The sequence below is a fragment of the Nonomuraea sp. NPDC052129 genome (assembly GCF_040680095.1).
Classification (GTDB): domain Bacteria; phylum Actinomycetota; class Actinomycetes; order Streptosporangiales; family Streptosporangiaceae; genus Nonomuraea.
Window position 1 is genome coordinate 37,376 of the sequence record NZ_JBFAVX010000053.1, and the last position, 26,933, is coordinate 64,308.

At 69.4% G+C, this 26,933-nt stretch carries 26 protein-coding genes; 19 read left to right on the forward strand and 7 right to left on the reverse strand.

Features of this window, described 5'->3' with window-relative positions:
- Positions 1 to 53: 53 nt before the first annotated feature.
- Both AB0L53_RS56155 and AB0L53_RS56160 read right to left on the reverse strand, forming a co-directional pair.
- The gene (locus AB0L53_RS56155) at positions 54 to 1,217 is read right to left on the reverse strand and encodes a histidinol-phosphate transaminase (protein ID WP_364014298.1); all 1,164 of its coding nucleotides are present in this window, start codon (positions 1,215 to 1,217) and stop codon (positions 54 to 56) included.
- 115 nt (positions 1,218 to 1,332) lie between these two features.
- On the reverse strand, positions 1,333 to 2,799 hold the full coding sequence (locus tag AB0L53_RS56160; RefSeq protein ID WP_364014301.1) for an FG-GAP-like repeat-containing protein: 1,467 nt from the start codon (positions 2,797 to 2,799) through the stop codon (positions 1,333 to 1,335).
- Positions 2,800 to 2,907: 108 nt separating this feature from the next.
- On the opposite strand from AB0L53_RS56160, the gene AB0L53_RS56165 reads away from it, so the two are divergent.
- The 10 genes from AB0L53_RS56165 to AB0L53_RS56210 are packed head-to-tail and all read left to right on the forward strand — an operon-like array spanning position 2,908 to position 13,185.
- The gene (locus AB0L53_RS56165) at positions 2,908 to 3,675 is read left to right on the forward strand and encodes a GntR family transcriptional regulator (RefSeq protein ID WP_364014304.1); all 768 of its coding nucleotides are present in this window, start codon (positions 2,908 to 2,910) and stop codon (positions 3,673 to 3,675) included.
- A 56-nt stretch (positions 3,676 to 3,731) separates the two neighbouring features.
- On the forward strand, positions 3,732 to 5,021 hold the full coding sequence (locus AB0L53_RS56170; RefSeq protein ID WP_364014307.1) for a substrate-binding domain-containing protein: 1,290 nt from the start codon (positions 3,732 to 3,734) through the stop codon (positions 5,019 to 5,021).
- Positions 5,022 to 5,023: 2 nt separating this feature from the next.
- On the forward strand, positions 5,024 to 5,935 hold the full coding sequence (locus tag AB0L53_RS56175; RefSeq protein ID WP_364014310.1) for a sugar ABC transporter permease: 912 nt from the start codon (positions 5,024 to 5,026) through the stop codon (positions 5,933 to 5,935).
- On the forward strand, positions 5,932 to 6,732 hold the full coding sequence (locus AB0L53_RS56180) for a carbohydrate ABC transporter permease (protein ID WP_364014313.1): 801 nt from the start codon (positions 5,932 to 5,934) through the stop codon (positions 6,730 to 6,732). Before AB0L53_RS56175 ends, AB0L53_RS56180 begins: the two co-directional genes overlap by 4 nt.
- Positions 6,729 to 8,729: a hypothetical protein gene (locus tag AB0L53_RS56185; RefSeq protein ID WP_364014316.1), complete on the forward strand. Its 2,001-nt coding sequence runs from the start codon at positions 6,729 to 6,731 to the stop codon at positions 8,727 to 8,729. The genes AB0L53_RS56180 and AB0L53_RS56185 overlap by 4 nt, the downstream gene beginning before the upstream one ends.
- On the forward strand, positions 8,726 to 9,580 hold the full coding sequence (locus tag AB0L53_RS56190; RefSeq protein WP_364014319.1) for an ROK family protein: 855 nt from the start codon (positions 8,726 to 8,728) through the stop codon (positions 9,578 to 9,580). The genes AB0L53_RS56185 and AB0L53_RS56190 overlap by 4 nt, the downstream gene beginning before the upstream one ends.
- Positions 9,577 to 10,341: an SIS domain-containing protein gene (locus AB0L53_RS56195; RefSeq protein WP_364014322.1), complete on the forward strand. Its 765-nt coding sequence runs from the start codon at positions 9,577 to 9,579 to the stop codon at positions 10,339 to 10,341. The genes AB0L53_RS56190 and AB0L53_RS56195 overlap by 4 nt, the downstream gene beginning before the upstream one ends.
- Positions 10,338 to 11,030, forward strand: a complete 693-nt coding sequence (locus AB0L53_RS56200) for an SDR family oxidoreductase (RefSeq protein WP_364014324.1) — start codon at positions 10,338 to 10,340, stop codon at positions 11,028 to 11,030. Before AB0L53_RS56195 ends, AB0L53_RS56200 begins: the two co-directional genes overlap by 4 nt.
- A complete protein-coding gene (locus AB0L53_RS56205) occupies positions 11,027 to 12,244 on the forward strand; it encodes an FAD-dependent oxidoreductase (RefSeq protein ID WP_364014327.1) in 1,218 nt (405 codons plus the stop codon). Before AB0L53_RS56200 ends, AB0L53_RS56205 begins: the two co-directional genes overlap by 4 nt.
- Positions 12,241 to 13,185 (forward strand): hypothetical protein, encoded by a 945-nt coding sequence (locus AB0L53_RS56210; protein WP_364014330.1) that lies wholly within the window; start codon positions 12,241 to 12,243, stop codon positions 13,183 to 13,185. Before AB0L53_RS56205 ends, AB0L53_RS56210 begins: the two co-directional genes overlap by 4 nt.
- Here the strand turns inward: AB0L53_RS56210 and AB0L53_RS56215 are convergent.
- Positions 13,182 to 14,009 carry an alpha/beta hydrolase gene (locus tag AB0L53_RS56215; RefSeq protein WP_364014333.1) on the reverse strand — a complete coding sequence of 276 codons (828 nt, stop codon included), beginning with the start codon at positions 14,007 to 14,009 and terminating at the stop codon, positions 13,182 to 13,184. The two genes, AB0L53_RS56210 and AB0L53_RS56215, sit on opposite strands and share 4 nt — an antisense overlap.
- A gap of 75 nt (positions 14,010 to 14,084) precedes the next feature.
- Here AB0L53_RS56215 and AB0L53_RS56220 point away from each other — a divergent pair, with 75 nt between their 5' ends.
- Positions 14,085 to 15,383, forward strand: coding sequence for a M28 family peptidase (locus AB0L53_RS56220; RefSeq protein WP_364014336.1), 1,299 nt, complete (start codon positions 14,085 to 14,087; stop codon positions 15,381 to 15,383).
- A 35-nt stretch (positions 15,384 to 15,418) separates the two neighbouring features.
- On the opposite strand, the gene AB0L53_RS56225 is transcribed toward AB0L53_RS56220, so the two are convergent.
- Positions 15,419 to 16,048 carry a helix-turn-helix domain-containing protein gene (locus AB0L53_RS56225; RefSeq protein ID WP_364014339.1) on the reverse strand — a complete coding sequence of 210 codons (630 nt, stop codon included), beginning with the start codon at positions 16,046 to 16,048 and terminating at the stop codon, positions 15,419 to 15,421.
- Between the two features lie 128 nt (positions 16,049 to 16,176).
- Here AB0L53_RS56225 and AB0L53_RS56230 point away from each other — a divergent pair, with 128 nt between their 5' ends.
- The gene (locus AB0L53_RS56230; RefSeq protein ID WP_364014342.1) at positions 16,177 to 17,136 is read left to right on the forward strand and encodes a YihY/virulence factor BrkB family protein; all 960 of its coding nucleotides are present in this window, start codon (positions 16,177 to 16,179) and stop codon (positions 17,134 to 17,136) included.
- Here the strand turns inward: AB0L53_RS56230 and rph are convergent.
- Entirely contained in the window at positions 17,115 to 19,748 is a 2,634-nt protein-coding gene (rph, locus tag AB0L53_RS56235) for a rifamycin-inactivating phosphotransferase (protein ID WP_364014345.1), read from the reverse strand. The two genes, AB0L53_RS56230 and rph, sit on opposite strands and share 22 nt — an antisense overlap.
- 157 nt (positions 19,749 to 19,905) lie before the next feature.
- On the opposite strand from rph, the gene AB0L53_RS56240 reads away from it, so the two are divergent.
- Together AB0L53_RS56240 and AB0L53_RS56245 are read left to right on the forward strand one after the other, a co-directional pair.
- Positions 19,906 to 20,511 (forward strand): TetR/AcrR family transcriptional regulator, encoded by a 606-nt coding sequence (locus tag AB0L53_RS56240; RefSeq protein WP_364014348.1) that lies wholly within the window; start codon positions 19,906 to 19,908, stop codon positions 20,509 to 20,511.
- A gap of 411 nt (positions 20,512 to 20,922) precedes the next feature.
- Positions 20,923 to 21,354 (forward strand): hypothetical protein, encoded by a 432-nt coding sequence (locus tag AB0L53_RS56245; protein ID WP_364014351.1) that lies wholly within the window; start codon positions 20,923 to 20,925, stop codon positions 21,352 to 21,354.
- A gap of 661 nt (positions 21,355 to 22,015) precedes the next feature.
- On the opposite strand, the gene AB0L53_RS56250 is transcribed toward AB0L53_RS56245, so the two are convergent.
- A complete protein-coding gene (locus AB0L53_RS56250) occupies positions 22,016 to 22,243 on the reverse strand; it encodes a hypothetical protein (RefSeq protein WP_364014354.1) in 228 nt (75 codons plus the stop codon).
- Positions 22,244 to 22,366: 123 nt separating this feature from the next.
- On the opposite strand from AB0L53_RS56250, the gene AB0L53_RS56255 reads away from it, so the two are divergent.
- From AB0L53_RS56255 to AB0L53_RS56265, 3 genes are all read left to right on the forward strand, one after another.
- Positions 22,367 to 22,621, forward strand: coding sequence for a winged helix-turn-helix domain-containing protein (locus AB0L53_RS56255; protein ID WP_358532978.1), 255 nt, complete (start codon positions 22,367 to 22,369; stop codon positions 22,619 to 22,621).
- Between the two features lie 83 nt (positions 22,622 to 22,704).
- Positions 22,705 to 23,202 carry a sigma-70 family RNA polymerase sigma factor gene (locus tag AB0L53_RS56260; protein ID WP_364014358.1) on the forward strand — a complete coding sequence of 166 codons (498 nt, stop codon included), beginning with the start codon at positions 22,705 to 22,707 and terminating at the stop codon, positions 23,200 to 23,202.
- Positions 23,202 to 24,398: a hypothetical protein gene (locus tag AB0L53_RS56265; protein ID WP_364014361.1), complete on the forward strand. Its 1,197-nt coding sequence runs from the start codon at positions 23,202 to 23,204 to the stop codon at positions 24,396 to 24,398. Before AB0L53_RS56260 ends, AB0L53_RS56265 begins: the two co-directional genes overlap by 1 nt.
- Positions 24,399 to 24,658: 260 nt before the next feature.
- On the opposite strand, the gene AB0L53_RS56270 is transcribed toward AB0L53_RS56265, so the two are convergent.
- The gene (locus tag AB0L53_RS56270) at positions 24,659 to 25,285 is read right to left on the reverse strand and encodes a TetR/AcrR family transcriptional regulator (protein ID WP_364014364.1); all 627 of its coding nucleotides are present in this window, start codon (positions 25,283 to 25,285) and stop codon (positions 24,659 to 24,661) included.
- Positions 25,286 to 25,371: 86 nt separating this feature from the next.
- On the opposite strand from AB0L53_RS56270, the gene AB0L53_RS56275 reads away from it, so the two are divergent.
- Both AB0L53_RS56275 and AB0L53_RS56280 read left to right on the forward strand, forming a co-directional pair.
- A complete protein-coding gene (locus AB0L53_RS56275) occupies positions 25,372 to 26,238 on the forward strand; it encodes an NAD(P)H-binding protein (RefSeq protein WP_364014367.1) in 867 nt (288 codons plus the stop codon).
- A 149-nt stretch (positions 26,239 to 26,387) separates the two neighbouring features.
- Positions 26,388 to 26,870, forward strand: coding sequence for an RDD family protein (locus tag AB0L53_RS56280; RefSeq protein ID WP_364014370.1), 483 nt, complete (start codon positions 26,388 to 26,390; stop codon positions 26,868 to 26,870).
- Positions 26,871 to 26,933: the final 63 nt, after the last annotated feature.

Consider the following 26,933-nt stretch of genomic DNA (forward strand, 5'->3'; position numbering starts at 1 on the left):
CGCGCCCGGGTGGACGGGCGCGGCACCACGAATGCGGGGTTACCGCCGGTGAGTCAGGCGGACAACGGGTTCACGGCTCGATGGTGCAGGCCGGTGACGGGAATCTCGTGCAGGCTGCCGGAGTACAGATACTGGGTCATGCCGACCAGTAATCGCCGTACGTCCTCCTGCGGCCGGACCACCAGGCGAAGGAACTGGCTGGTCGTGCCCAGCTTGTTGCCGCACTCGCGGACGTACACGCCGTGCTCGGAGAGCAGGTGGTCGCGCAGCGGCACGCCGTCGTGCCCCGGCGGCAGCTTCACCAGCAGGAAGTTGCCCTGCGAGGCGTAGACGGTCAGCTCCGGCATCGCGCTGAGCTGGTGGAACATCGCCCGCCGGTCCTGGCCGAGCCGCCTGAGGCTCTCCTGGTACTCGGGCCGGCACTGCTTCATCATGAACACCACCACCTCGGCGAAGGAGTTGAGGTTCCACTTGGGCAGCGCGTCGCGTACCTTCCCGGCCAGCGCCGGGTTGGCGACCATGTAGCCGAACCGGATGCCGTGCAGCCCGAAGTTCTTGCCCAGGCTGCGGAGCACGATCACGTTGGGCCGGACCGCGGCCTCCGCGGCCACGCCCGGATACGGCTCGGCGTCCACGAACTCGCCGAACGACTCGTCGACGATCACCAGGTCCAGGTCGATGAGCAGGTCGAGCAGGCGCAGGACCTCGTGCTTGGGCAGGTACCCGCCGTCGGGGTTATTGGGGTTGCAGATCACCGCCACACGGGAGCCGCGCATGCGGACGAAGCGCACGAAGTCATTGACGTCGAGGCCGAAGTTGTGGCCCTCCATCAGCGGGTACATGTCGACCCGCTTCCCGGTCTCCATCGGCTGGTCGGTCCAGCGGCCGAAGGTGGGGATCGGCACCGCCAGGCTCTCCTTCACCAGCAGGTGGTCGATCCAGGTGATCAGCTCGGTGGACCCGTTGCCCATCGCGACCGTCTTGGGGTGGAGCCCGAGGGTGGAACAGAGCTCCGCGGTGATCGTGTCCGCGTCGCTCGGATAGAACTTGAGGATCGTCTCCAGGTTTCTCCCGAGATGCTCGAATATTTCCGGGGTCGGGAAGTAAGGGTTACACGGGATGCAGAAGTCCACCGGGGCAAGCTGTCCCGATGATCCGCGCAGCAGTGAGAAGTACGAAGGGCTGTGCGCCTGCGCTCGCAAAAGGCTGAGCTCCACGACACCTCCTGGGGCACGTGTCCGGACGTGAGTAGGTACGCGGGGGTATGGGAGTCGGTTCAGCCGAAACTGATCTTTCGGCCCGCGCCTACGCCGGGACAGCCCTTCGGCGGCCCTATTTGGCGGACCACATTCCCAGGTGGGAGCCCGTGTCGGACGCCTGCATGGCGGCCGGGTCGAACGAGAGGGCGCCTTCGGCGGTCAAGCCGCCGGGTGAACCGGGCAGCACCCAGGCCGCGCCGGTCTTCACAGCTTTGCCGCCTTCTCCTGGGGCGCTCACGCCGAGATCGGCCCGGCCGTCGCCGTTGAGGTCGCGCAGGCTGACGGAGGCGCCGAACCGGTCCCCGTCCTCGGCGGTCCCCGGGATGCCCGGACTGGCCTGGGTGAACAGTCGCGCCCCGGCCGGGCCGCTCTTGCCGCCTCTGAGCAGCAGCACGGCGCCGCCGCCGGTCTTGCCGGGTACACCCGCGGCGATGTCGGCGTACCCGTCACCATCCACGTCCCCGGCGGCCAGGTCGAAGCCGAACTGGTCACCTCGCGCGCCACTCCCCGGCACGCCGGGGCTGTCCTGGGTGAGAGTGTGGGTACGGCGGCCGGGACCATCCGGCGAGCCGTACAGAACCTTGATGGTGCCCTTGTCGGCCTTCAGGGTGTCGACGAAGCCGCTGGGGATGACGCGCAGCACCAGGTCGCCGTAGTGGTCGCCGTCGAGGTCGCCCACGGTGCCGGTGGCGGCCGCGTCCAGCCGCTTGGGTCGCCCGGCGAGCCCCTGCGGGCCGCCCTTCCAGAACAGGGACGGCTCGGCCGTCTCCTCCCAGGCGTGCGTGGTGACCAGGTCGTCCTTGCCGTCGCCGGTCAGGTCGCCGGCGACCAGCCTGGTCGGCTGCTCGTAGGTCCCGTCCAGGACGACCTTGCGGGCCGGGCGGCCGTCACGCGGGAACGGGCCGTGGAAGACGTTCACCAGCCCCCGCTCGCTGGTGGCGGCCAGGTCGTCCTTGCCGTCGCCGTCGAAGTCGCCGACCGCCAGCTCCCGGCCTTCGGTCCGGTCGACCAGGTCCGGCGGGACGTCGGTGCGCGGAGGGTCGACCAGCGGGGTGCCCAGCGCCAGCCCGTCCTTGCCGCCCCACAGCAGGGTGACGAACCGCCGGTCCAGCTCGAAGGGGTTGTACGAACTGACCGCCAGGTCGGTGTAGCCGTCGGCGTCGAAGTCACCGGCGGCGGTGCGGGCCCCGAACGCGTCCCCGGCCACAGGATCGCCGGCCACGTTGGAGCTGTCGAGGTGCAGGATCCGGCGCCGGGCCGGATCGACGCCACCGACCGCCCCATACAAGATGGCGATATATCCGGCTTTGAGGATGTGGCCGACCGTGCCCGCCGGGGCTGAGACCGCGTAGTCCTCGAAGCCGTCACGGTTGAAGTCGACCTTGGCCGCGGTGAAGCCGACCGGGGTGGCAGTGAAGTCGACCAGGGTGGCGGTGCTCGGCGAGCTCGCGGCGGGCCGGGAGTCGCCCTTGTGGGGCCGGGATTCGGCGCCGCCCAGCACGAGAGACGCGCAGATCACCGTACACATGACGCCCCGCACAGATCCTCCACCGGCGCTCGACCTCAGCACGATACACAACGAGTGGTTGACACCATCCGGGTCGAGCGGAAAAGATACGGTCGTCCGTACAACTTAGGACGTGAGCGTATGACCGACTGGGAACGTCGGCTGACCCTCGACCCGTCAGCCGTGGTGCCGCTCTACTACCAACTGCGCGAGCGCCTGAGGGCGGCCATCCGCGACTGCGAGCCCGACACGCCCATCCCCGCCGAGAAGGACCTCATGGCGTACGCGGGCGTGAGCCGGGCGACCGCTCGACGGGCGATCGGCGACCTGGTGCAGGAGGGCCTGCTGGTGGCCAGGCAGGGCAGCGGCACCTACACCGCGCCGCTGGCCGTGGCCCCCGAGCTGGGCGCGGGCCCGGTCGGCTTCACCGAGACGATGGCGCGGCTCGGCCGCAGGCCGACGACGCAGGTGCTCAAGGCCCATCTGCAGCCGGCGGGCGCCGAGGTCGCCGTGGCGCTCGGTGTCCGGGAGACGGAGCAGATCGTCTTCGTCGAGCGGCTGCGGCTGCTCGAAGGCGCGCCCTGCATGCTGGAGAGCGCCCACCTGCCCGCCGAGCTGGTGCCCGGCATCCTCGACGAGGACCTGACCGGCTCGCTCTACGACCTGCTGCGGGTGAAGTACGGACTGGCCCCCGCGAGCGGCAGGGAGACGATCGGCGCGGTCAACGCCGACTACCGGCTCGCCCAACTGCTGCATGTCCCCATGGCCGCGGCCCTGCTCGCGACCGCCCGCAACACGTGCACCGAGAGCGGTGTCGCGCTCGAATACACCATCCGCCACGCGCGCGGCGACTTCGCCGTGTTCTCCGTGGAGCTCAACGACGCCAAGAACGCCCTGATGGGCCAGTAACACCCCCCTAAAAACAGTCATCTACCTGGACGGCATCGCCGTTCCGGAGGTTGAGCATGTCCATGATGACCCGGCGCAACTTGCTCAAGACCGCCGCGCTGACCACGGCGTCCGGCCTGCTGGCCGCCTGCGGCTCCGCCGATCCGGTGGCCTCGGTGCCCGCCGACGGGGTGCCGCGAGGGAAGATCTCCGTCTGGCTGCACCAGACCAAGGCGTACGACGCGGTGTTCACCCCGCTGTTGCGCAGCTACATGCAGGAGTTCGGCGGCGTCGACATCACCCCGCTCTACGTGCCCGTGGACAAGCTCGACGCCAAGCTGCTGACCGCCTTCGCCGGTGACGTGCCGCCCGACCTGTTCAGGATCGGCGGCTGGACCATCCCGGGTCACGCGCGCAAGGGGCGCCTCGCCCCGATCATCCCCAAGGCCATGGGCGTGGCCGACGAGAAGGCGCTGGTCCAGGACTACGACGAGCACGCGATCAGCTCGCTGTCATACGAGGGCAGGCTCTACGGCGTCCCCACCGACTACACGATCTGCTACCTCTACTACCGCAAGGACAGGTTCGCGGCCGCCGGCCTCGATCCGGACAAGCCGCCCACCACCTGGGAAGAGGTCGCCGAGTACAGCAAGCGGCTGACCTCGGCCGACGGCAAGAAGGTGGGCCTGCAGTGGATCCTGGGCAATCCGCAGTGGACGCTGATGCAGCTGCTCGCCCTGGTCAAGGGGAAGGGCGGCACGATACTCAGCCCCGACGCCGCCAAGGCGACGCTGGCCACTGACGCGGGGGTCGAGGCGCTGCGTTACTACGGCAGCCTGGGCAACCCGAAGCTGTCGAGCCCGCTGTCCGGCTTCGGGCTGTTCGCCACCGGTGAGGCGGCCATGCTGGTCTCCGGGCTGTTCGCGATGGACCTGTTCCCCACGCTGAACCCCAAGCTGACGTTCGGCGACGTCTTCGACATCGCGCCGATGCCGCGCTGGGACGCGGGCAAGCCGGTCGCCCCGGCCTACACCTGGGGCTGGGCGGTGGCCAAGCAGTCGAAGCTGCCGTACACCGCCTGGCACTTCGTCGATTACCTCCAGCGCCAGGACGTCGCGGCCAAGCAGCTCAAGGACGCCAGCATCCTCACTCCGGTCAAGGGCTGGGAGAAGTTGTCGGGCGCCGACCAGAAGGCGCTGGACATCATGGCGGACGCGGCCCCGTACGCCGACTTCGGCCCGCAGACGCCGGTGTGGAACGAGATGGCCAAGGCGCTGACCGACGCGGCCGACGCGGTGGCCTTCGGCAAGAAGACGCCCGAGCAGGCGGCGGCGGACTTCGACCAGGCCATGCGGATGACGCTGTGACGGTGTCCTTACGACTGGTGCCGCCCGTCACAAAGGTCTCGGGCAAGGGCCAGCGGTGGGCGGAGGCGCGTACCGGCGGTCTGCTGGCCCTACCGGCGGCGGTCTACTTCCTGGTCTTCTGGCTCGTGCCGTTCGTCGCGGCCGTGTATCTCAGCTTCACCAGCTACGACTTCTCCGGGACGCCCGAATGGACCGGCCTGGACAACTACCGCAGAATGCTCGGCGACCCCGGCTTCTGGAACTCGGCCCGGGTCACCGCCGCCTACACGATCGGCTCCGTGGTCCCGTCGATCGTGCTCGGCCTGGCGATAGCCGTGCCGCTGAGCAAGCCGGGCCGCTACAACGCCTTCCTCCGCGGGCTGGTCATGATCCCGGCGGCGATGCCGCTGGTGGCCACCTCGATGGTGTGGTCGGTGATCTTCGCCGACAAGGGCCTGGCGAACGCGCTGATCGGGCTCGTCGGAGCGGAGCCGAAGCCGTGGCTGACCGACGAGGGGCTCGCGCTCTGGGCCCTGGTGATCATGACGACGTGGAAGCACCTCGGGCTGTTCGTGATCATCCTGACCGCCGGGCTGCAGGGCTTGCCGCTGAGCGTGTTCGAGGCGGCCGCGCTCGACGGTGCCGGTCCGATTCGGGTCTTCTACCGCATCACGCTCCCGCTGTTGCGCCGCACGCTGCTGTTCGTGCTGGTCATCGCGGTGGTCGGGGCGATGCAGTCGTTCGTGCCCGCCTTCCTGCTCACCAAGGGTGGCCCTGCGGGCGCCACCGAGGTGCTGCCGCTCTACCTGTGGGCGACCGGCTTCGGGTTCGAGCGCATGGGCTACGCCTCGGCCATCGCGATGGTCCTGCTGGTGGCCATGCTGGCGCTCTCACTCGTGCAGTTCAGGGTGCTCAGGGGAGGCGATGACGGGTGAGGGTGGTCCGCAACACGATCCTGACCCTGGTCGTGGCCGTCCTGCTGCTGCCGGTGTACGCGATGTTCGCGGTCTCGTCCGCGTCGGACGCGACCGATCTCGGCGGGTTCGGCTTCGACGTCTCCCAGCTGGGCGCACACGTCTCGCAGCTGTTCGACCAGGGCGGCTTCCCCGTCTACCTGCGCAACAGCCTGATCCTCGCGCTCGGCATCGGCGTCCTCGAAGTGATCTTCTCCTCGGCCGCCGGATACGCGCTCGCGCAGCTCAGGTTCCCCGGCAGCCGGATGCTGTTCGCGGTCATCGTGGGGACGCTGTCGCTGTCGCCGATCGTGGTGCTCGTGCCGATGTACCTCATCGTCAAGGAGCTGGGCTGGATCAACTCCTACCAGGGGATGATCGTGCCGTTCATGATGAGCGCGTTCGGGGTGTTCCTGGTCCGACAGTTCGCCTTGGCCCTGCCGCATGAGCTGCTGCTGTCGGCGCGGGTGGACGGTGCGAGCGAGTTGCGGATCTTCCTCCGCATCGGGGTGCCGCTGCTGCGGCCCGCGCTGCTCACGCTCTTCCTGCTGCAGTTCCTCGCGCAGTGGGACAACCTGCTGTGGCCGCTCATCGTGGCCAACGATCCCGGCCTCTGGCCGCTGCCCGTGGGGCTCTCGCAGCTCCAGACGGAGTACGACTTCAGCATCGGCCTGGTCAGCACCGCGGCCCTGATCACGGCGGTGCCGCCGCTGGTGCTGATGTTCCTGCTGCAGCGCTACTACGTGGCGGGGCTGACCCTGGGAGGGGTACGGAAATGAGCGCGTTCGGCAAATGGACCACCGCGTACGGGCTGCCCGCCTTCGCCTACACGGCAGACCAGGAGAGCGACCCGCGCGCGGAGTGGGACCCCGTCCTGGACCCGCTCACCCGGCGGCACTTCGTCCATGTCGGGAACCGGCGGATCACGCTGGTCGCGGACAACTACGGGCTCAGCGACCTGTTCGACGAGCACACCGGGCTGCTGTGGCTCACCCGTGGCACCGGAGTGACGCGCGTCGGCACCCTTTCAACCGATATTTCGACATCGGAGCGGGTCTTCGGACCGACGTTCGCGATCGTCCGGGTCGCCGACGACCGCGTGGCCCTGGACCGCACGGTGCTGTGCCCCGAGGGCGAGCACCCGTGGGTGCTGATCCGGCTGCACGTACGCAACCTGCTCGACGAGCCGGTACGGCTGGAGCTGACCGAGGAGTGGACGGCCGGGGCGGCCCGGGTTGAGCTCATCAACGGCGCGAAGCCGACCGAGGACCCCGGGCTGGAGCTGGAGCTCGTCGGCGGCCCCAGGACCGGGTCCGGCCGCCTGGCCATACCCCTGGAGCTGGCAGCCGGCGGAGAGCGCCTGCTGGAGCTGAGATACGGGCTGCTGGACGACAAGACGGACGGCTGGGTGGGCGAGGTGACGGGGTCGTTCGCCGGCAGCCTCGCCGCGCTGCGCGACCGCCTGCCGCGGGCCGTCGCGGCGCGGGCGCCCGAGGCCGAACGGGAGGTCCCGTGGCACGCGGCACTGCTGACCGGCGCGGCCTGCGCCGACGGCGTGCTCGGCGGGCACACCCTCGACCAGGGCTCGTGCTACTCCTTCCGGCACGGCTTCAACGGCGCCGCGCGCGACCCGCTCCAGCACGCCCTGCCACTGGTGTACATCGAGCCGGACCTGGCCCTGTCCGTGCTGCGCAACACGTGCGCCTGGGGCGGCCCCGACGGTGACCTGCCTTATGCGCTCGGACCGGACAAGCAGCCATGGACCGACCTGTTCCGGCCCTCGGACCAGAACCTGTGGGCCCTGTGGCTGGCGGCCGAATACCTGAGCGCGACGGGCGACCTGGCGGCCTTCGGCGAACCCGTGCCGTACCACCCGGTCCACGGGGCCGCCCCGGTGTCGCTCGGCGCGAACCTGCGCCGGCAGTTCAGGTTCCTCACCGACGTGGTGGGCCGGGGAGAGCACGGCCACCTGCGGATACTGAACGCCGACTGGAACGACATGGCCATCACCGAGAGCGGGGTGGACCGCGAGGTGATGATCTCCCACGGCGAGTCGGTCCTGAACTCGGCCATGGCCGCCTGGGTCCTGCCCCGCTACGCGGTCCTGGCCGAGCGGCTCGGCGACCACGCGACCGCGGCCGAGGCCCGCAAGCTCGGCGAGGAGCTGCGCGAGCTGGTGGCGGGGGAGTGGAACGGCCGGTGGTACCGGCGCGCGTACGGCCCGGGAGCCGTCGTCGGCGAGTCCGACCTGTGGCTGGAAGTGCAGCCTTGGGCGATTCTGTGCGGCGCCGCCCCGCCTGAGCGGGCCGTGGAGCTGTTGCACACGATTGAGCGGACTTCCGCCGCCGATTCGCCGCTGGGCGCCCGGCTGCGCTGGCCCGACAAGGGCGCTTACGGCCCCGGCGGGGTCGGCACGATCTGGTACGCGGTCAACATGACGCTGATCTGGGCCGCCGCCGAGCACGCACCCGAACTGGGCTGGCAGTGGTGGCGCCGGATGTCCCTGGCCGCCCATACGGCTGCCTATCCGGAGGTATGGGAAGGCACGCTGTCCGGCCCCGACGCCTACCTGGCGCCCGAGACCGAGCGGCCGGGGCGTACCTGGGACCTGGCCGACGTCGGCGTGGCCATGCAGGCGTACCCCGTCGCCAACCTGCACAGCCACTCCCAGCCCTTGCTGGCCTACCTGCGGCTGCTCGGCGTCGAGCCGTTCCGCCCGGTCGCGGCGCCCGAGGACGCCGGGTTCGAATCGCGGGTCCTGAGGGTCGGGCTGTGACGCGGCTCGGGATCGACGTCGGCGGGACGTACACCAAATGGGTGTTGCTGGACGGCGAGACGGTGGTCGGCGAGGGCACCGTCCCCACGCCGCCGGACCCCGACGAGACGATGACGTTCGTGGCCTCGCTGGCCGCCCGCCGGGTGGAGAGCATCGGGATCGGGCTGCCCGGCCACGTGGACCGCGACACCGGGACCGCGCTGTTCGTGCCGAACCCGCCCGGCGACTGGGACGGCTATCCGGTCGGCTCGCGGCTGGGCGCCCTGACCGGGGTGCCGGTGACCGTGGTCAACGACGCCCGCGCGTTCGGGCTCGCCGAGCTGCTCCTCGGGGCGGCTCGCGGGCTGCCCGACGTGCTGTTCGCGGTGCTCGGGACCGGGGTGGGCGGGGCGGTGGCGCTGCGCGGCGGGATACTCGTCGGCCCGCGCGACAATCTCGGCGAGATCGGGCACGTCACGGTCTCCCCCTGGGGGTCGGTGTGCTGCTGCGGCAATCGGGGCTGCGTGGAGACGTTCGCCGGCGGGCCGGGCATCGTGCGGGCCTTCGGCTCCGGCTCGCCCAAGGAGATCGCCGAGGCAGCCAGGACGGGCGACGGGCGGGCGCTGGGCGTGCTGTCCAGGGCCGGCTGGGCGCTCGGCATCGCGCTGGGCGACGCGGCGGCGTTCTTCGGCGTCGGCACGGTGGTCGTGGGCGGCGGGATCTCCGGCGCGCTCGATCTCATGCGATCCGCCCTGGACAAGGAACTTGAGCGGCGACGTCCGCTCATCGGGGAAATCGCGGTGATACCCGCCGTACTCGGTCCGATGGCCGGGGCGATCGGCGCCGCGCTCTACGGGAGGAGATCTGAATGAAATGGATACGGCGCGCGATGGACCTGCTCGGCGAGATCGAGCGGACACAGGAGGACGCGCTCGCCGCGGCCGCTCGGACGGCCGCCTCGGCCATCGGCGGCGGGGGTGTGGTGCACACGTTCGGGACCGGACATTCGCGGATGGGTGTGGAGGAGATGTTCCCCCGCTACGGCTCCTATCCCGGCTTCCATCCCATCGTGGACCTGTCGATGACGTTCTACACGCAGGTGGCCGGGTCGAACGGGATGCGGCAGGCTATGTTCATCGAGCGGGTCGAAGGGCTCGCTGACGCGATCCTGGCCAACTTCGAGTTGCGGCCGACCGACGCGGCCATCGTGTTCAGTGTCAGCGGCCTGAACGCCGTGCCGATCGAGATGGCGATGGGGCTGCGCAAGGCGGGACTGCCCGTGGTGGCCGTCACGTCGATGCGGGAGACCACGGCCGTCGAGCCTGGTCACCCCAGCGGGACCCGGCTCGCCGACCACGCCGACGTGGTGATCGACCTGTGCACCCCGGTCGGCGACGCGCTGTGCTCCGTCGACGGGCTGGCCGAGCCGGTCGGTCCGGGCAGCACCCTGGCCGCGGTCTCCGTGGTCAACGAGATCAAGGTCCGTACCGCCGAACTGCTCGTCGCGGGCGGCTGGGTCCCGCCGGTCATCTCCAGCGCCAAGCTCGTCGGCGGCCCGCGCTCGGAGGAGCTGTTCGAGGCGGCCTACCTCGAACACGCCCGCCGCGCCGCCGCCGTGCTCAGGAAGCCATGAGCGCCGTACTGGTGGCCGGCTCGGACGGCGGCATCGGCCGGGCCTGCGTGGCGGCGGTCGAGGCCACCGGCGGGGCCGCCTTCGGCGTGGACCTGGCCGGCGGGATCGACATCACCGCGCCGGGGCACGCGGAGAAGGCCCTGGCCCAGGCGACGGCCGCGCACGGGGAGATCTCCGGCGTCGTGCACGCGGTCGGCATGTCGGGCCGCTCGCTCGGCGACGGCGGCGTGGTCGAGTGCACCGACACGGCGTGGCACGAGGTGCACCGGGTCAACCACGAGTCGGTGTTCCGGCTGCTGCGCGCGGCGATCCCCGCGATGCGGGAAGGCGGGTCGATCGTGGTGATCGGCTCGGCGCTGGCCTCGTCGCTCGACGACGACTTCCGCACCGTGGCCTACGCCTCGGCCAAGGGCGCGCTGATCCCGCTGATCAGGACCGCGGCCCGCGAGGCGGCGCCGCACGGCGTGCGGGTCAACCTGATCTCGGCCGGGCTGGTGGCCACGCCGATGAGCCGCCGCGCCCAGACCTCCGAGGCGATCAAGGCCAAGCTGCCGTCGCTGATGCCGCTCGGCGCCGAGCTGTGCCAGCCGGAGGAGGTCGCCCAGGCCGTGCTGTGGCTACTGTCCCCGTCGTCCGGACGGACCACGGGCGCGGTCATTCCCGTCGACGGAGGGTGGCACCTGCGATGAACGTCCTGTGGGAAGGCGATGTCGTGGTCGCGGGCGGAGGCAGCGCGGGGTGCGCGGCCGCCGTCGCGGCGGCGCGTGCCGGGGCGTCATGCCTGCTGGTGGAGTCGGCGGGCTTCCTCGGCGGTACGGGTGCCGCGGTGCTCGACACCTTCTACGGCTTCTACGCCCCCGGCCCCGTCTCGCGGCAGGTCGTCGGCGGCGTCGGCTGGGAGGTGTGCGAGCGGCTCTTCGAGGCCGGGGCCGCCTTCGAGCGGCCCAACACCTACGGCGCGGGCACCGGGGTGACCTACGAGCCCGAGGAGCTCAAGCTGGTCTGGGACGAGCTGGTCCCGGACGCGCTCCTGCACGCCAGGGTCTGCGACTTCGTGCCGGGCACCGGTGTCGTCGTGGAGACCGTGGCGGGCCGGTTCCTGGTCAAGGCCCGGGTGGTGATCGACGCCACCGGGGACGCCGAGGTCGCCTGGCGGGCCGGGGCCACCCTCGAACGGCCCGGGATGCGGCTCCAGCCGATGACGGCCACGTTCCGGCTCGGCGGGGTCGATCTGTCCGCCACCAGCACGGCGGAGCTGCACGCGCTGATGGCCGACGCCGACCTGCCGAGGCGCGAGGGCTCCGTCCATCGGACCGTGAACGACGGGATCGTGCACACCAACCTCACGCGGGTGACCGGCCTCGACCCGACCGACCCGGTCGAGCTGGCGGAGGCCGAGCGGGTCGGTCGGCGGCAGGTCCGCGACTATGTCGCCTTCCTGCGGGCGAAGGTCCCGGGGTACGGCTCGGCCGTGCTGCTCAGCACGTCCGTACGTATCGGGGTACGGGAGTCACGACGCCTGGTCGGGCGATATGTCCTGACTTCTGATGATGTTTTGGCCGGGAGGGATTTTCCCGACACGATCGCGCGGTGCGGCGCGCCCATCGAGGACCACGACTCGGGGGCCGCCACCCGCTGGGAGTACGTCCACGACTTCGGCACCTACGGCATCCCCTACCGGTGCCTGCTCCCCGTCGAGGTCGGCGGGCTGATCGTGGCCGGGCGCTGCCTGTCGGCCACGCACGACGCCCACGCCTCCGCCCGGTCCATGGGGCAGTGCATGGCGATGGGGCAGGCGGCGGGGACGGCCGCGGCGCTGGCCGTACAGGCCGGGGTGGAGCCCGCGGCGGTGGACGTGGAGCTGCTGCGCACGCGGCTGCGAGAAGAAGGGGCGCTTCTGTGACCGTCCGTACCGTGCTGGGGGATGTCGAGGAGCTTGGCATCACCTATGCGCATGAGCACCTGTTCATGACCGGTGGCTGGCCGGTGCGCAACGAGCCGGACTACCGGCTCGACTCCCTCGACGCGGCCGTGGTGGAGGTGACAGAGGCGCAGCGGCTGGGCCTTTCCGCGGTGGTCGAGATGACGCCGCTCGGGTTCGGCCGCAGTCCGTCACTGATGAAGGAACTGGCGGAGCGGACCGGGCTGCACGTGATCGCGGTGACCGGGTTCCACAAGAGCGGTTACTACAGCGACATGCACTGGATGCACCGCTACTCGGTCGACGAGATCACGGAGCTCCTCGTGGCCGAGATCGACCAGGGCATGGACGAGTACGGGCTGGTGGGGCCGCTGGTGCGGCGGTCGTCGGCCCGCGCGGGCGCCATCAAGATCGCCACGGCGTACCACTCGTTCGGGCGCGGTGTGGCGCGGCTGGTCGGCGCGGTGGCCGCCGCCGCCCGGCGGACCGGGGTGCCGGTCGTCACCCATTGCGACAAGGGCACGATGGGACACGAGCTGCTCGACGCGCTGGCCTCGGAAGGGGTGGCGGCCGATCGGGTGGTGCTCGGGCACATCGACCACAATCCCGACGCCGGATATCTCGCCTCATTGGCGGAGCGAGGGGCCTATCTGGCCTTCGACCGGCCGGGCCGCGTCAAGTACGGTCCGGACAGCGAGATCGTCGCGCTTGTCACCGAGCTCGCCGAGCGCGGACTGGGGGATCGGGTGCTGTTCGGGATGGACCTGGCGCGCAGGTCGTACTGGCCGAGCCTGGGCGGTGGGCCCGGCCTGACGTACCTTCTGGAGCGGTTCGTGCCGCGGCTGGAGGCCGCGGGGCTGGGTGAGGTGGCCAAGGCGGCGCTGATCGGCAACCCGCGTGCCGCCTTCGCGCTGCGCCGTTAGGGCAGGTTCTTCTCCACCTGGTTCTGCCAGTTGGCGTTGGTGTTGAGCTCCGGGGTGGTGCCGGCGAAGGCGCCCCTGGCGTAGGTGTCGCCCTGGAGCTGGTACATCAGCCAGGCCGTCACATAACCGAGGAAGCCGCCGCCCGTGCCCTGGACCGTGTTGTGGTCGGCGCCCTTGAGCTGCGCCTTCGCCGCCGCTCCCGGGACCTGGCCGTAGTACGTCTGGAGGGCCGAGTTGGGCGAGATGAGGGTGTCGTTGGCGCCGCTGACGAACAGCACCGGGCAGGCCAACTGGTCGACATAGAACTTGTCTCCCGAGCCCACCCAGATGGGCGCGGGCAGTGCGATGGGGACGACGGTGTCGATCAGACCGCCGGACTTGGTCGCGGTGTTCACCGAACCGCCGGCGCCCTGGGAGTGGCCGACCGCGCCGACCTTCGTCACGTCGAGCTTGTCGTAGAAGACGCTGGAGCTGTCGGTGTTCCTGGCGATCAGGTATTGGGCGGCGGCGATCATCTCCGACCCGGTGCCGGTCGTGGTGTCGGTCGAGGCGACCACGGCGAAGCCCCAGGAGGCGAGCTGGTTGAGTAACCCGGAATACTGCGTGGGCACGGCGCCCGTGCCGTTGCCCCAGGTGATGATCGGATGCTTGACGCCTCCGGCGCCGAGGTCGGCCGGGTAGTAGAGCTTGTAACCCGGGGCGTCGGCGGTCGTGACCGCCCAGGGGCCCGCGACCTTGTAGTGCGCCTCGATGGTGTCCGCGGCCTGGGCCGGTCTGGCCATGATCCCCAGCAGGACCATGATGACGGCCACGACGAGCTTCATACAGCCTCCACAAGTTGTACGGATGACCGAAACTGTCGCTTCACAAAGGGCCGCTGTCAATGGTTGGATCAGCCCATGGATCACGTGCCTTCCGCCGCCGAGATGCTCGGCTGGATCGAGACCGTCGTGTCCCGGGGCATCCGGCGGCCGGGCTATCCGGCGGACGCGTGGACCGAGCGGTGGCTGGCCGAGCGGCTGACGGAGTTCGGGCTGGAGGTCTCGCTGGAGCCGGTGGAGGTGCCCCGCTGGCAGCCCGGCACCGGGGTGCTGCGGCTCGACGACGGCACGGAGCTGACCGGGTTCCCGCTCCCGCACACCCTGCCGACGGACGGCCTGCGCGCCAGGATCGCGCCGCTCGCCGACGCGCGGCCCGGCGACATCGCGGTGGACGAACTGGCCTTCACCGAGCTGCCGCAGTCGTACGTCAGCACGCTGGCCACGTCGTCCTACGACCCGGAGGGCGTCTTCGACACGCTCGTCCAGACCCTCCCGTTCGGACCGCGGATGATGGAGGTCGTCGAGCCCGCGCTGGAGGCGGGCGCGGCCGGCTTCATCGGGGCACTGACCGGGCTGCCGTGGGAGACACGCGACTACTACGTGCCCTATGACGCGATCGAGCGGCCGATTCCCGGTCTGTGGCTGTCCGGGGCCGACGCCCGGCGGCTCCTGGACCGGCTGCCCTGCACGGGCGAGCTGGTCGCCCAGTCGGTCACCGACACGGTGACCACGCACAACGTGGTCGCCACGCTGCCTGGCAACTCGCCGCACACGGTCATCGTCGGCTCCCACCACGACGGGCCGTGGGCCTCGGCCGTCGAGGACGCCTCGGGCATCGCGCTCGTCCTGGCCGCCGCGCGTCACTGGGCCGCTGTGCCCGTCTCGGCGCGGCCGCACAACCTGATGTTCCTGCTCACGTCCGGGCACATGGCGCATGCGGCGGGCACCAGGGCGTTCATCGAGCGCCATCGCCCGGCGCTGGCCGACGTGGTGCTTCAGGTTCATCTCGAACACGCGGCGCTGCGCTGCGAGGCCGTGGACGGCGAGCTCGTCCCCACCGCGGACCCCGAGGTCAGGTGGTGGTTCACCAGCCGGGTGCCGCGGCTGGAGAAGCTGGTCGCCGAGACGCTGGCGGAGGAGGGGCTGCGGCGGTCCTTCGTGCTGCCGCCCGACGTGTTCTCGCCCATGCCGCCGACCGACGGGGCGTTCTTCCATCCGGAAGGGGTGCCGCTCGTGCACTTCCTGTCGGCGCCGATGTACCTGTTCGACTCGGCCGACACTCTCGACAAGATCGATGTGGCGGGGCTGGAGCCGCTGGCCCGCGCGGCCGTGCGCATAGTGGCCGGGACCGCCGGGTGGTCGCCTCGGCAGGGCTGAGCCTCAGCCGCTCTGAGCCTCAGCCGCGCTGAGTCTCAGCCGTGCTGATCGAGGGCGGCCTGGGCTTTGGCGGCGTCCTCCAGGCTGAGCATGGGATGTGAGTAGATGTCGATCAGGGTCTTGGCGAGCAGTTTGTCCCCCTCCGGGCTCAGCACCTCGACGCCCATGGCCCGGGACATGTGGTGGCGCAGGACGGTGACCGACAGCGCCATCGCGGTGACCGCCGCCGCCCTGGCCTTGCGGGGCACCGGAGAGGGATCGGGTCGGGTCCTGTCGTACTCCTCGATCCACTCCTCGCCCAGCCGTACGAGCTCGTCGAAGACCGCCTCGGCCCGTCCCTCGGCCAGGGCCCGCCCCACATACGCTTGGTAGGGCCCCAGGAGGGTCCGGGCGACGGCGACATAGTTCACGTCACTCGGCATGGGGTCGCTCCGGACCTGGTCGTTGATCCGGCGGATCAACTTGGCCAGGTGCTCGTCGCAGGCGTCGCGCAGCGCCTCTTTGGAACCGAAATGGTGGCGCACGAGCCCGGAGGACACACCGGCGGTCTCGGCGATGCCCCGGATCGTGGCCCGCTCGAACCCGTGCTCGCCGAAGTGCTGCAGAGCCGCGTCGCGGATCCGGGCGCGGGCGGTGAGGTCTTCGGGGTCGGGTGCGATCGTCACGCTGCCACCTTTTGTATAGCTCGCTGCCTGCTGAGAAAGCCTACTATGCGTCTGTATAGCGGTCGCAGGCGTAGGGATGGAGGGCGAGGGTAGCCGCCAGGCCACGACCAGCTGAGGGCGGGAAGATCGTGACGCAGGTAGTCGAAGGGCCGGCGGAGTTGTCCAGGCGCTCCTGGTGGGGAGTGCTCAAGCGGACCGTCAAGGAGTTCAGGGACGACAAGGTCACCGACTGGGCGGCGGCGCTCACCTACTACGCGGTCCTGTCGATCTTCCCGGCGCTGCTGGCGGTCGTCTCGCTGCTCGGCGTGTTCGGCCAGTCGGCCACGCAGCCGCTGGTGGACAACCTGAGCGCGATGGCGCCGGGGCCCGCGCGGCAGATCATCGACACCGCGCTCCAGGCGTTGCAGGAGAGCCCGCGCGCCGCGAGCCTCGCCACCGTCATCGGTCTGGCCATCGCCCTGTGGTCGGCCTCCGGCTACGTGGGGGCCTTCATGCGGGCCTCGAACGTCATGTACGAGATGCCGGAAGGCCGCCCCGTCTGGAAGACACTGCCGCTGCGTCTGGCCATCACCACCGTGCTGGTGGTCCTGATGGCGGCCGGCGCGGTCGCCGTCGTGTTCACCGGCGGGCTCGCCGACCAGGCCGGCCGGCTCCTCGGCATCGGTCAGACCGCCCTGACCGTGTGGGGCATCGCCAAGTGGCCGATCCTGGTCCTCGTCGTGACGTTCGTGCTGGCCCTGCTGTACTGGGCGGCGCCCAACGTCGTACACCCCGGCTTCCGGTGGATCACCCCCGGAAGCGTGCTGGCCGTCACGGTGTGGATCGTCGCGTCCGCCGTGTTCGGCTTCTACGTGGCCAACTTCGCCACCTACAGCAAGACCTACGCCGCGCTGGCCGGCGTCGTCGTCTTCCTGATCTGGCTGTGGATCACCAACATCGCCGTGCTGCTCGGCGTGGAGTTCGACGCCGAGCTCGCCCGCGAACGCGCCATCGAGGCCGGTCAGTCTCCTGGACGGGAGCCGTACGTCGAGCCACGCGACACAACGAAGATCGACCGTGCGGACGATCAGGACAGCAGCTCCACGTAGCCCTCGCTGCCGTTCACCCGGATGAGCTGCCCGTCCTTGATGCGCTGGGTAGCGCCCTCCACGCCGACGACCGACGGCAGGCCGTACTCCCGCGCGACCACCGCGCCGTGCGTCATCACCCCGCCGACCTCCATGACGACGCCCTTCACCGAGACGAACAGCGCCGACCAGCTCGGGTCGGTGAAGACCGTGACCAGGATGTCGCCCTCCTCCACCTCGGCGTCCTCCATGCTCAGGACGACCCGCGCGCGGCCCTCCACGACGCCGGACGACACCGGGATGCCCGCCAGCGCCCCCTCGGGCCGGTCGCCCGCGTCGTACTCACCGTTGATCACCTCGCCCTCCGAGGTGATCACTCGCGGCGGGGTCAGCTTCTGGTACGTCTCGTGCGCCTCCCGCCGCTCGGTGATCACGGCGTAGTCCAGCCGCCCGCTGTTGACCACCTGCCTGAACTCCTCCAGCGACAGGAAGTAGACGTCCTCCGGCTCCTTGATCACGCCCTGCGCCACCAGCTTCCTGGCCTCGCCCATCAGCGCCTGCTTGTACAGGCCGTAGCGCTGCAGGCACGCGTGCTTGGAGTACTCCCGGTATCCGATGAAGTGGCGCACCAGGCTCATCTGCCGCGCGGCCTTCTTCGCCTTCCGGCCGCCGACCTTGCTTCTCAGCTGGTCCAGGAGGTCGTTCATCGAGCGCTCGGCGTCCGCGCGCCCCTGCTCGACGCGGCGCTCGCGCTCGCCGGGCGGGAAGTTCTTGATGTTGCCGAGGATGAGCGGGACGAGCAGCGTGGGGTCCTCGCTCCAGCGCGTCCTGGTGATGTCGATGTCGCCCTGGCAGTGCATGCCGTACTTGTGCAGGTACTCCTCGATGGCCTGGCGCACGACGTCGCCGCCGTCGAGGTCGGAGAGCCCGGCGAAGAACGTGTCGCGCTCGGCGCGTGCGCTCAGATAGTCGACGACGGTCGGGTACCGCCGTACAACGTCGGAGACGTCGAGCAGGTCGAGCCCCATCGCCGCGACGACGTTGTGGTCGGCCGACTGGCCGACGGCGTCGGCGGCGTTCTTCACACCCAGCCAGGCGTTCATGTGCTTGTTGACCCAGTTCACCGACTGGATGCCGAGGAAGGCCGCCGCCACGCTCCGCGGCTCGAACATGATGTCGGTCAGCTCGCGATGGTCCTCGATGATGAACGCGAACACGTCGTCACCGGACTTCCCGGCAATCGCCTCCTGGAGTCTGGCCACCGACTCCTCGTTCTGAGCGATGAGCTCGGGGACCACGCTGGGGTCGTCCTCGCGGGACAGCTTGAGGTATTGGCGGGCCATCGGCAGGGGACCGCCCTTGCCGAAGTTCATCACCGACGTCTTCCCGTGGGCCAGCGACTTGACGAAGTCCTTCCGGCTGAGCACAGTGCGCAGGGCGTTGGCCATCAGCACGTCGACCTGACCGAGGCTCTTGATCGTGACCGGCCGGGTCCACGTCGACGAGAGCTCGTTGGACATGTCCTTGTAGAACCGGTTCCCGGCGACCGCCATCTTCGGGCGGCCGAGCCACTCGTCCAGCAGGAGGAAGAACGACAGGCCGAGCGGGGTGAACGCGTCGGTCATCATCTGGCGGTGCCCGTACGAGATGTAGACGTGGTTCTTGCCGTCGTCCGAGGCCGGAACCGGGTACAGCGTGGTGATGGGACGGCTCTGCAGCACGTGGAACACACCGTCGGACAGGCCCCACTCGATGTCCTGCGGCCGGCCGAAGTGGGCCTCGATCCGCCGCCCGAGGGTCTCCAGCTGAAGGATCTGCTCGTCGGCCAGGGTCTGCGCGTTCTGCCGCGCGGCCTCCACCGGCCGCTCCTCCGTGCCGCCATCCGCCGAGGCGCGCAACTCCATCGTCTGGACGGAGACCACCTTGTCGATGATCTGTCCCGCTTTGACCCGGTAGGTGTCGGCGTTGACCAGGCCGGAGACCAGCGCCTCGCCCAGGCCGAAGCCCGCGTCGATCGAGACCACCGTCCGGTTGGACGTGACGGGGTCGGCGGTGAACATGATGCCCGCCGCCTCGGGAAAGACCATCCGCTGCACGACCACCGAGACCTGGACCGCGCGGTGGTCGAAGCCGCTCCTGATGCGGTAGGCCACCGCCCGGTCGGTGAACAGCGAAGCCCAGCAGCGCCTGACGTTGTGGACCACCGACTCGGGGCCGCGGACGTTCAGGTAGGTGTCCTGCTGGCCGGCGAAGGAACTCGACGGCAGGTCCTCGGCGGTGGCGCTCGACCGTACGGCACAGGGGACGTCGCCGAGGTCCGCCAGGTGGGTGATGATGTCCCGCTCGATCTCAGCGGGTACGGCCAGCGCCTCGATCGTCGCACGAAGGCGGGCGCAGGCGGCGGCGATAGCCGGGCGGTCGTCGGCCCGCAGACCGGCCAGCCCATCGATCAGCATGCTGACCGTGGGATCCCCCTCCACGATCGCCCGATACGCCGCAGTGGTCACGCAGAACCCGTCCGGCACGCGAACGCCGTCGATGCCGGACAGCTCGCCGAGGTTGGCGCCCTTCCCACCGACCTGGGGGAGCAGGGTCTTGTCGATCTCGTGGAAGCCGAGTACGTAGGCGCTCATCGCTGAATCCCATCTGCCCTCTCGTGTGAAGGGCTTCGAGCCACTACCAATACAGTACAGTACTGTATTGAAATCAAGCCGCAGGAGGCCCCATGCCCTTCGATCACCCAGGCTCGCCGCTCGGGCCGGTCCGGCGCCGCGCGGCTAGAATGCGGTCGTGTCTCGCCCCTTCGACATGACCGGAACCTCACAGCGGCCGGCCGGTCGGCCGCGCAGCCAGGAGGTGGACGCGGCCATCCTCGCCGCCGCACTGGACCTGCTGATCGAACGGGGCGCCGTGCTCACCAGCATCGAGCAGGTCGCCCAGCGGGCCGGCGTGACCCGGGCCACCGTCTACCGGCGATTCCCCGACAAGACCTCACTGCTGATCGAGGCCATCGAGTCGGTCCACCAGGCACCCGAGTCGGAGGTCCTCGACTGGCCGGACATCGACCGGATGCTGACCGACTGGGCCACCTATCTGAGCATGCCGCGAAACCGCTGCATGCTCCGCAGGCTTTATGGCGCCGTGGACGACTATCCCGAGTTGCTCCAGACGTACCGCAAGTCCTATGGCGGCGGCCGCGCCTCGGCCGAGGTCACGACACTGAGCCGGGCCCGCGACAACGGCCAGCTACCGCCGGACAGAGACCTGAACATCATCCAGCAGCTGCTCACCGGCGCGATACTGCACCACCTCGGCGCGTACCCGGACTCGACGAGCGCGGCCGACGTCAAGACATACCTCACGGCCGTACTCCAGCAGATCGGCTACCACCCCTGACAGGCAAGGCCTTCCCTTTGGGCGCTTCGCGCTATAGAAGTCAGGCTGTGTTTTATGGGGGGCTCGGCGCCCCCCATTCCCCCACAAAAGCATGGTCCTCGCTTCGCTCGGGCACCCTTATTGGGGGCTTCGCCCCTGGGCGAGGGGCTTGCCAGCCCCTCGCGCTCCCCGGCATTTAGCCGATTCGACCCCGTCCAGTACTTCGGCGGTAGGAAACGGGCTGCGCAAGTTGCTGCCATAAACGCAAGGCATTAAGATCATCCGCAGCTCCTTTTCGCCGAGCAAGGCTTCGGTGTGACCGTTCCCGCGCCTAATGCGCATTCGAGGACCGGTCGAGCATTGCCATATGTTCGGAGCGTCGGGCGCCCAAAGTGGTTAATCGATGTTCTCCCTCTGATCCGAAGGTTCCTTATGGATATTTCGAATATCGCTCGTTCCGCCATGATGGTCCTTGCGACCGCTGCCCTGGTCTCGACAGCTTCTGCCTGCGGGGGTAGCGCCGACACCGCAGGTAGCGCTGAGACTGCAGGTAGCGCCGAGACTGCAGGTAGCGCCGAGACTGCAGGTAGCGCCGAGACTTCAGGTAGCGCCGACACCGCAGGTAGCGCCGACGCTAAGTCCGTCGACAAGGCAGCACTGATTGCCGCCATGACGAAAAAGGCGCCGGAGACTAAGGATCTCCCAACTTCGACCCTCGACTGCATGGTTGGCGCGATGATGAAGTATGGCGACCAGCCCACGCTGCAGGGCATCGTCGACGGCAAGCTGGACGTCAGCAACGATTTCAAGGCTTTCGGCGCAAAGGAGAAGCAGGTGCAAAGAGCAGTCAGCAATTGCACATAGCGCTGCCCCACCCCGATGGTCAACCGGCCTGACAAGCAAGGACCTCCCCTTTGGGCGCTTCGCGCTATGGGAGGTCGGGCTGTGTTTAATGGGGGGCTCGGCGCCCCCCATTCCCCCACAAAGGCATGGTCCTCGCTTCGCTCGGGCGCCCTTATTGGGGGCTTCGCCCCTGGGCGAGGGGCTTGCCAGCCCCTCGCGCTCCCCGGCATTCAGCCGATTCGACCCCGTCTAGTATTTCGACGGTAGATCGCATTGCCTTCCAGGGGACACCGGAGTTGGTCGACAGCGAAACCCAAGTATTCGAGCCCTTACGCTTCTCCGCATTAACAGAATCGTTGACCGCCGGTGACCCGCTCTTTCTTCCGCCCTGGTGACGGGCCGTGGCCCTTGCGGCGGCCTCCCGAAGCGGCACGGCCGGCCGTGAGCGGTCAGCCCCAGAGCCGGATCCTCCGCCAGACTTCTTGAACCTCGCGTGGCCGTCCCCGGCTCGACTCCGTGACGACGGTCGGGCCGTTCGTTCGGTCGGTGCGCCGGATGACCCACTGTCCACCTTCGCCGCAAAGTTCGTACTCGACTCTGCCCATCACGACGAACTCCAGCACACGGGAGCGCTCGACGCGCTCGATGTATGGGGTCCACTCCAGACCGACGTGAACGTCGGTCACTTGGATTCGCCGGTGTCAGGGGTGACTTGCTGGAGAAGGTCGGTCATATTCGTGATCGCGACGAACATGACCGTTTCGCGGGCCCGCCAGACGAGCAGTTCCCAGTGTTCCGCGCTGATCTCCCGGCCGCTGTCCTTGTGCCGACCGCGCCACGTCCCGTCATCCTCGCGCCAGACGTCGAAGCCGACCATCGGGGTCGGGGTCTCGTAATCGGGCTGATCCATTGAGCCTCGCCTCGCTCACCTGTCTCGTCCTGATGCCAAGACTAGGGCTAGTGCGCTACGTGCGCTAGGTCTACTAGGTGCGCCGCCATCGCCACGTGAGGCAGATGTCCCTAGCGTGATCACGTGGCACAGATCGAGACTGAGCAACCTCGTTGGCGACAGGTGTACGCGGTGATCAGCGGACGGATCCGCTCAGGAGAAATCGAAGTCGGGGAGCGTGTCCCGTCGCTCGTGGACCTGACGGCAGAGTTCGGCATCGCGAACGCCACGGCACAGAAGGTCATCCGGCAGCTTCGCGCGGACGGCTTGATCCGGACAGAGCCGGGCATTGGCTCGAAGGTCGCGGATCGCGAACACTGGGAGCCTGAGACCACCTAGCGCGGCCGCATCATCGTGACGGTGAAATAGATTCGGCCCAGCCGTCTGTCAACCTGGCGGGCCGCCGGAGGCATCCACCAGGCGTGAACACCGACGAGGAGTACACCGCGTACGTCAGCGGACGCCTGCTCTGGTTACGCCGTATCGCGGACGCGCTGTGCCGGGACTGGCATCGGGCCGACGACCTGGTGCAGACGGCGATCACGCGGCTGTACGTCAAGTGGCGCCACGCCCGCAAGGCCGCCGACCTGGACTCGTACGTACGGGTGATCCTGGTCCGGGTTTTCCTGAAGGAGCAGCGGGCCGGCTGGTTCTCCCGTACCAGGCTGAGCGCGGCCCCGCCCGAGGCAGCGGCCCGCGCGGGGGACGCGGACCTCGCCATGGATCTGCACCGCGCGCTGGACCTGGTGTCACCGCGGCAGCGGGCCACTTTGGTGCTGCGCTTCCACTGCGACCTGAGCGTGGAGCAGACCGCCGCTGTGCTCGGCTGCTCCACCGGAACCGTCAAGACCCAGACCGCCCGCGGACTGGCGGCCCTGCGCGCGCTGCTGGACATGGCGGCGACCAAGGAGGATCGCTGATGGACCTCAAGCCAATATTCGACACGCTGGTGCCGGAAGAGCAGCCACCCTCGCGGGTGGACGTGAAGGGCGCCATCCAGGCGGGACGCAGGCTTCGCCACCGCCGCCGGGCGCTGGCGGTCCTGGTGCCGGTCGCCGCCGCGGCCGCCACCGCGCTGGTGCTGGCGACCGGGTCGCTGACCGCGCCCGGCCGACGGGACGTGGCCACCAGCCCTTCACCCACGCGCACCGGTGCGCTCCGGTCCGCCGCCGAGGTCTGGCCGTCCGCGGTCTCCACCATCCCCGCCAAGGCGGCGGACGGCTGGACGTACCGGCCCGTCACCGCGATGAGCGCCACCGAGTTGTTGCTGCGGGCGGACAAGGCACCCCAAGAGGGCCGCAGGCTGGAGGTGTATGACACGGCGCGGCGAAAGGCCACGGTCCTGGGCGAGATTCCTAACGTGCGGGACTACTCCTTCCCCCAGAGCGTCGAGATCGGCCCCACATACATCCTCTGGTGGGCCACGGTTCTCAATGCCCGCGACGCCGTCGATCTGTGGGTGCTGCCCCGCTTGGGCGGAACGGCGGCCAGGGTGGCCCGGATCAGCGGGCCACCGATGTCGATCGACCGCATCGGGGTCCTGCGTGACCGCGTCGTCTGGTCGGTCAAGGAGGGCGGGCTGTACTCGGTCCCGATCACCGGGGGCACGGCGCGGGCCATGCCCGGCACAGATGGCCTGCACCTGGTGTCCTGGCCCTGGGCGGCCGACGCTGGGCAGGCCATCGATCACCATGTGAACCAGCGGGTGCTGGTCAACCTGGAGACCGGCAAGCGCACTCCTCTGCGCGCGCCGAAGGGAGTCAAGCAAATGCGCTGCGCCCCGACCTGGTGCGCGGGCATGCAGGGCGAGCAGGCGGTGGCGTGGCACCGCGACGGCGGTCGCCCGCAGCCCTTGCGCGGCATCTTCGACCCGATGTTCTCGCAGATCCGAGCGGATCGGTTCGTGAACACCGGCCCGCAGGTGTACGACCTCGCGACCTGGCAGGGCGCCGAGATCGGCCGGAAGGACGCGAAAGGTTCGGTAGCCATGAGTGTGGGCCTTTCGTCCTCACCCAGCCTGGTGATCAGTTGGGACGCGCCGCCCTGCGCGAACCCCTGCCGTCAGGGGAAGGCCCCCGAACTGGTGGTGCTCAACCTGGCAGCTGTGCCTGACTGATCTCCCATCCGGCCTCCTTAACTGGATCATCGGTCATATGTGTCCATGTCCGGAACCCTGGAGGCATTTCTGGGAAGTCTCGCGGCTATTGGGACGGGCGAGGTGAGGATCAAAGCCGGTTCACCTCACGTGGCAACGACGCCTTGAGAAGGGCCCGCGCCCGGGCCTGATGCCGGGGCGACAACCAGCCGCAGCTCGTCGACGAGCCCGGCCTGCGGCAGGGAACACGGCAAACGCCTCCCGCTGGGGAGTGTGAGCCGTCAATCCCTCAGCTGGGCGGTGAACATCGGCTCCAGGGCGGTCAACATGAGCGTTCTGGAGCGCTCCTTTCCGCCGGCGATCCTGCCCGCCATCGCCAGCGACACGCAGCCGTGTAGGAACGCCCAAATCGTGTCGACCGCACCGGGGGGATCGGCCAGCTCGGCGCCCCGCCCTTCCGCGATGCCCTGCAACGCGATCCGGAAGATACGGAAGGCGTTCTTGGCCTCCCGCGGGGTCTCGGCCGTGCCGAACGGCACCCCGTCCATGCCGTTCATCGCCTGGTAGAGCTCCGGGGCGGCGAACGCGAACGCCCAGTACGCCTCGGCCATCGCGACCAGCCGTCCCTCCGGGAGACCCTCGGCCGCCAGGCGCAGCCGCTCGGCCAGCTCGGCGAAGCCGACCATCATCAGTTCGACGAGCAGCTCCTCCTTGCTGGAGAAGTGCTGGTAGAGGATCGGCGCGCTGTATTCGAGCCGGCCGGCGATGCGGCGGATCGTGACGGCATTCCAGCCCTCCTCGGAGGCGATGATCCGGGCCGCGTCCAACAGCCGAGTGCGCATCTCCTGCCGCTCCCGCTCGCGCCGCTTCTTGCTGGCGCTCTGTTCGGGCTGGGCCTTGCTCGTCACGATGCGACCTCCTATTGACGCCGACATCCTAACGCCGGTCTAATTGCTAACAATGTTAGATTTTTGAACGTAGTTAGGGGATCAGCGTGATCGTCGTATTCGGCGGGACGGGCAGAGTCGGCCGTCAGATCGTGGAACAACTCCGCCGGGAGGGAAAGGCGGTGCGCGTCGTCACCCGTGATCCCGCCTCGGCAAACGTGGCTCAGGGCGTTGAGGTGGTCGCGGGCGACATACACGACCAGCGCACGCTGGTCCGGGCCGCGGCCGGGGCCGAGGCGATCGTCTGCACTGTCCAAGGCGGCAACGGCAAAGGGAACAACGGCCCCAGGGGCATCGAAGGCGTGGGGATCCCGAGCCTCATCGGCGTCGCACGCGACACCGCGGTCGAAAACTTCGTGTACATCTCCTCCGCCAGCGCCCGCGCCGACAGCCCTGTCGAGTTCTTCCGGCTCAAGTTCGAGGTCGAGCGCCTCCTGCGCACCAGCGGCGTGCCGTACTCGATTGTCCGGCCCACCCACCTGATGGACACCTGGGTGGAGACGCTCGCCGAGTCGATCACCAAGAAGGGGAAGGCCACCGTATTCGGCTCAGGCGCCAGCCCCGTCTCGTGGGTGGCCGGCCGGGACGTCGCCAAGGTCGCCGCCGCGCTCGCCATCCGCCCCGGCGAAGGTTGGTCCGCCGACCTCGGCGGCCCCGAGGCGCTACCGCTCACGAAGGTCAACGAACTCATCGCGGCCTCGCTGGGCCTGCGGATCAAGGGCGAGAACAAGATGTCAGCCGGGATGCTCCGGATGATGAGCCCGCTGACCAGGCCGTTCAATGAGGTCCTCGCCCGGCGGATGCAGATGGGGGCACTGCTGGACGCCCAGCCGCAGATCGTCGACTCCAGCGCGGCCTGGGCCCGGTTCGGCGAGCCGCTGTCCCTGTCGGCGTGGCTGAAGATCCGACACTGAGCCAGGCCCGCGACAAGGGCCGGCTGCCGCCGGACAGGGACCTGAACATCGTCCAGCAGGTCGGGTAGCGCCCCTGACGTCAGCCCCGGGCGCGGCCGCGCTCGCCGGCGCACACAGTGGGACAATCGTGCTGGCCGAGGAGGCGCCGTATGCCGAACGAACTGGGGAAGACGCAGGGTGGCCGGGCGAAGTTACGTCCGAGACTGGTGGCGGCCGATTGGGACTATCTCGTGATCGTCGGTTGGCTGGCCCTGCTGGCCGTGGTGTTCGTCCCCCTGCGTCTCGCGGGCGTACGGCCGTTTGATGGGCTCGGCACGGTGGGCGGCGATCTGCTGATCACCGCGCTGACCGTACTGCCGGTCGGCGCGTATCTGATCATTGGCGAGGCAGGACGGCACCAGGCCACTTGGGGCAAGCGGCGAGCAGGGCTTGCCGTGGTCACCACCAGAGGGGCGCGGCCCGGTGCGGCACGGATCGTGATGCGCAATGCCGTGAAGGTGCTCCCGTGGCAGTGCGGTCACATGGGTCACCGAACTCAACCTGCGCGGGCACCGGAGCGTGGCCGTCGATCTTCTGGGACATGGCGGCGAGGCGTTCTTCCCCCGTGGGTACCAGGCGCCGCAGGATCTTGAGGCGCTGGCGACCGAGCCGTCGCTGCTCGCCAAGATCGCCATTGACGACTATGTCGAGCGGGT

Coding starts and splice junctions, on each gene's coding strand:
- AB0L53_RS56205 (WP_364014327.1), top strand. CDS start 11,027: ATGAACGTCCTGTGGGAAGGCGATGTCGTGGTCGCGGGCGGAGGCAGC.
- AB0L53_RS56250 (WP_364014354.1), bottom strand. CDS start 22,243: ATGGATCAGCCCGATTACGAGACCCCGACCCCGATGGTCGGCTTCGAC.
- AB0L53_RS56200 (WP_364014324.1), top strand. CDS start 10,338: ATGAGCGCCGTACTGGTGGCCGGCTCGGACGGCGGCATCGGCCGGGCC.
- AB0L53_RS56185 (WP_364014316.1), top strand. CDS start 6,729: ATGAGCGCGTTCGGCAAATGGACCACCGCGTACGGGCTGCCCGCCTTC.
- AB0L53_RS56220 (WP_364014336.1), top strand. CDS start 14,085: ATGGATCACGTGCCTTCCGCCGCCGAGATGCTCGGCTGGATCGAGACC.
- rph (WP_364014345.1), bottom strand. CDS start 19,748: ATGAGCGCCTACGTACTCGGCTTCCACGAGATCGACAAGACCCTGCTC.
- AB0L53_RS56165 (WP_364014304.1), top strand. CDS start 2,908: ATGACCGACTGGGAACGTCGGCTGACCCTCGACCCGTCAGCCGTGGTG.
- AB0L53_RS56195 (WP_364014322.1), top strand. CDS start 9,577: ATGAAATGGATACGGCGCGCGATGGACCTGCTCGGCGAGATCGAGCGG.
- AB0L53_RS56280 (WP_364014370.1), top strand. CDS start 26,388: ATGCCGAACGAACTGGGGAAGACGCAGGGTGGCCGGGCGAAGTTACGT.
- AB0L53_RS56245 (WP_364014351.1), top strand. CDS start 20,923: ATGGATATTTCGAATATCGCTCGTTCCGCCATGATGGTCCTTGCGACC.
- AB0L53_RS56265 (WP_364014361.1), top strand. CDS start 23,202: ATGGACCTCAAGCCAATATTCGACACGCTGGTGCCGGAAGAGCAGCCA.
- AB0L53_RS56170 (WP_364014307.1), top strand. CDS start 3,732: ATGTCCATGATGACCCGGCGCAACTTGCTCAAGACCGCCGCGCTGACC.
- AB0L53_RS56215 (WP_364014333.1), bottom strand. CDS start 14,009: ATGAAGCTCGTCGTGGCCGTCATCATGGTCCTGCTGGGGATCATGGCC.